Below are 3,869 nucleotides of genomic sequence, written 5' to 3'. Positions count from 1 at the left end.
AAGCGCCGATCTTCGAACTGGCCGACTACGGCGTGGTCGGCGACCTGTTCAAGATCGTCCCGCAGGCCGCCGAGGAGATCCGCAAGCGCAAGTGACTACTCTCGGCGATCATGCTCTGGATGGGAGGACGGCGGATGGTGGGTGCAGCAGCGATGCGGGTCGAGCCCGATGATGTGACGTCGGACTGGACGCGTCCGGGCGTGTTCGAGGTGGCCACCGGGGTGTATCGCATTCCGCTGCCGCTACCGCAGGACGGTCTGCGATCGGTGAACGTGTACGCCCTGGCGGGTGACGACGGCCTCGTGCTGGTCGACTCGGGCTGGGCCATCACGGCGGCCCGACAGGCATTGGATGCGGCCCTGGCTGCCCTGGGCGCGGGCCTTGCAGATGTACGTCGGTTTCTCGTGACGCATGTGCACCGCGACCACTACGCGATGGCGGTGGCCGTACGACGCGAGTTCGGCACGACAGTGAGCCTCGGCGAGGGCGAGGAACCCGCTATCCGCGCGCTGTCGACCCCCGGTCGTCGACCGATGTCCGAACACTGGCAGGCGCTGATCCGATGCGGCGCGGGCGAGATCGTCGAAGCGCTGCGCGCGCGGGCCGAGTCGGCGCCGCATGATCCGACGGACTGGGCGGCGCCGGACGACTGGTTGGCCGGGGGGACCGATGTCGTCCTACCGACCAGGACCCTGCGGGTGGTGGCGACCCCTGGACACACCCGTGGGCACGTCGTCTTCGTCGATCGCGACGCGCAGCTGATGTTCACCGGCGACCACGTTCTTCCCCAGATCACACCGTCCATCGGCTTCGAGGCGGTGGCCGCGGCACTGCCACTCGGGGATTACCTGGATTCGTTGCGGTTGGTCCGGTCCCTGCCCGACCAGCGGCTGCTGCCAGCGCACGGCCCGGTCGGCCCGAGTGTCCACGCGCGCGTCGACGAACTCCTGCACCATCATGCGAAGCGACTCGACCAGGCGTGCGGGGTCGTGCGTGACGCGATGACGGCTTACGAGGCGGCGGGTCGACTGACCTGGACCAGGCGTGAGCGTGCCTTTGCCGACCTGGACCTGTTCAACCAGATGCTCGCCGTCACCGAGACGGCCGCCCACCTCGACCTGCTCGTGGCGCAGGGGCGGCTGAAGGCTGCCGACGTCGATGGAGTGCGCCGCTACGCCCCGGCGTGACCGACGGGGACCTTCCGGTCGAAGCCGACCGTGGTATCCCGGAGCCCGGTCGTTGATCGAGGGGGTCTGCTGCACCGACAGGTGAGATCGTTGACCCCCGTGGAATTCGAGACCATCATGCACCCACCGGCCCGTCAGGCCGCGTGACTACACCTGTCACCTGCCGGTGCAGCAGACCCGTCGGCTTAGAGAAGGCTCACTGGAGGTTCCATGCCCAAGGGCTACTGGGTCAGCGTCTACCGCACCATTTCAGACCCGGAAAGGCTGGCTGCCTACAACAAGCTGGCCGCTGCGGCGGTCAAGGCCGCGGGCGGTCGGATCCTCGTCCGTGGCGGCCGGGTCGTGGCGCATGACGCCGGAATCGCCGAGCGCACCGTCCTGGTCGAGTTCGACAGCTTCGAGCAGGCCGTCGCGGCGCGCGAGAGTGAGGCCTACCAGGAGGCGTTGGTGGCCCTCTCCGACGGCGTCGAGCGCGACTTCCGCATCATCGAAGGCATCGACTGACCGACGTCCGGTCGGATCTTCACGGGGCCTCTTCGTCCTGCGTGGCGGTTGGCTTCGACGTGGTGCGGGACGCGGATGGCCTGCGCGATAGCGGTGGCGTGACCTGCAGGGCGATCTGCTCCAGCCGGTGAACCGGCGCGCTCCGGGGTGCTGCGCGGGTTCGGTTTCTCCTGCCCGCGAGGACGTTTCCTCACTCGACGGACGCTGTCATGCCGATGCGTCTCCCCGGTGCGGGCCAACCTCAGCGGCGCGGCCTCCCAGCCGGCCGCCGCCCACCGGGGACGCCTCTTGCCCGGCTCCGCCACGGCTCGAAACTCGGCTCCGCGCGGCTCCCATGGCATCCGCGTCTCCGCTCCCGTCCGACGCGCCGCCGGGACGGCGTTGACGCCGCCCATGCCAGGCCGAAACGCCGGCCTCAGGCCGCGGTCCGGGGAGGGGGTGAGCGGGCCGCCGGTGAGTGCCTTCTCGCGGAATCGCGCTCCTTGCTCCGAAACTTTCGGTGCCCTGTGAGTCAGGAAGCTCCCCTCCCGTTCGGTGATCTCCCTGGCAGCGATGTTGTTGACGGATGACGGGGCGCTTAGTAGCCTCAGCGCACTGGATCGTGACATGTAAATATCCCGATAAGTTTCGGGGGTGACGACCTCACCGTCGACGGGGCTACAGCTGACTCGTCGGTGAGGGCGCTCGTCGGCTTCTACCTGCGCGTCCCCGCTGGTGAACCGTCGCCCGGCTTGCCGCGGTCACTCGACCACCGCCGCTCACGATCACCGATGGAGGGCCGTTGAAACGCGTCCGGACCACCGCAGCCGTCATCGCCACCGTCGCGCTCCTCGTTGCCGGCTGTGGCGGATCAGATGGCAAGTCCGACTCGAAGACCTTCGAGTTCTGGTCGTTTGCCAACATCAACCAGAAGGGCGACGTCGACGTCTACACCAAGGCGCACCCGGATGTGCGCGTCAAGCTCACCGAGGTGGGCACCACGACCGAGACCGCGCAGGCGCTCACCGCCGCGCTGGCCGGTGGCAAGGTGCCCGACCTGGTGCTGATCCAGGCCGACGACCTGCCGAAGTTCATGCAGTCCCCGGACAACTTCGTCGACCTCACCACGCTGGGCGCGAACGACATCAAGGGGAACTACCTCGACTGGGTGATGGCGCAGTCGACGACCAAGGACAGCAAGATCATCGGTGTGCCGACCGACGTCGGCGGCCTGGCGGTGGCCTACCGCACGGATCTGTTCAAGGCTGCCGGCCTGCCCACCGACCGGGACGAGGTCTCCAAGCTCTGGCCGACGTGGGACGAGTTCATCAACGTCGGTAAGCAGTACGTCCAGAAGACCGGGAAGCCGTTCGTGGACAACACGCCGACCAGCGTGTTCTTCCAGGCGGTCAACCAGGGCAGTCAGCGCTACTACGACGCCGACCGCAAGCTGGACTACGACAACGAGCAGGTCAAGGCGGCGTTCGACGTGACGCTGAAGGCTTTCGACGCGGGCATCTCCGCCAAGCAGGGGTCGTTCTCGTCCGGCTGGACCGCGGCGATGAAGAAGGGCGACTACGCGGTGGTGTGCTCGCCGTCCTGGATGCTCAGCCAGATGAAGACGAACGCCCCCGAGACGAACGGCAAGTGGGACATCGCCACCATCCCCGGTCGCTCGGGGAACTGGGGCGGCAGCTTCCTCGCCATCCCCAAGCGCGCCAAGAACGCGAAGGCGGCGTGGAACTACATCTCCGAGATGCAGTCGCCGAAGGGGCAGCTGGACCACTTCCTGATGCAGGGGTCGCTGCCCACCACACCCTCGGTCTACACGGACCCGCAGCTGGTCGGAAAGACCGACCCGTTCTTCAGCAACGCGCCGATCGGCAAGATCTACACCCAGTCGGTGGTGGGGATCAAGCCCTTCTACTTCGGTCCGCAGGACGGACCCGTCGGCACCGAGTTCCTCAACACGCTCACCAGCGTCGAGCAGGGCAAGGTGAATCCGGCGAATGCCTGGGACACCGCGCTGAAAAACGTCAAGAACGCCGTACGCGAATGACGGAGGGCTGATGCGCGGCGGGCGGGCGCCCCCCCCCCCCCCCCCCCCGGGCGGGGGGGGGGTTTTCAAACAATATAGGCCCCGCCCCCCCCCCCCCCGACAAACCGGGGGCCCGTAGCAAACCGCGGTTACCGCCGGGG

3 protein-coding genes are annotated in these 3,869 nt (G+C 67.8%); all 3 read left to right on the top strand.

Annotated elements, in window-relative coordinates:
- Positions 1 to 110 precede the first annotated feature (110 nt).
- Entirely contained in the window at positions 111 to 1,187 is a 1,077-nt protein-coding gene (locus tag ACFYON_RS26185; RefSeq protein ID WP_354872853.1) for an MBL fold metallo-hydrolase, read from the top strand.
- 210 nt (positions 1,188 to 1,397) lie between these two features.
- Positions 1,398 to 1,691, top strand: coding sequence for a DUF1330 domain-containing protein (locus tag ACFYON_RS26180; RefSeq protein ID WP_354872856.1), 294 nt, complete (start codon positions 1,398 to 1,400; stop codon positions 1,689 to 1,691).
- Between the two features lie 781 nt (positions 1,692 to 2,472).
- Positions 2,473 to 3,729 carry an ABC transporter substrate-binding protein gene (locus ACFYON_RS26175; protein WP_354872858.1) on the top strand — a complete coding sequence of 419 codons (1,257 nt, stop codon included), beginning with the start codon at positions 2,473 to 2,475 and terminating at the stop codon, positions 3,727 to 3,729.
- The last annotated feature ends 140 nt before the right edge of the window (positions 3,730 to 3,869 follow it).

This window comes from Micromonospora sp. NPDC005686 (assembly GCF_042871665.1).
Lineage (GTDB): Bacteria > Actinomycetota > Actinomycetes > Mycobacteriales > Micromonosporaceae > Micromonospora.
Note: the sequence above shows the minus strand (reverse complement) of the source record. Positions and strands in the feature narration are given on the sequence as shown.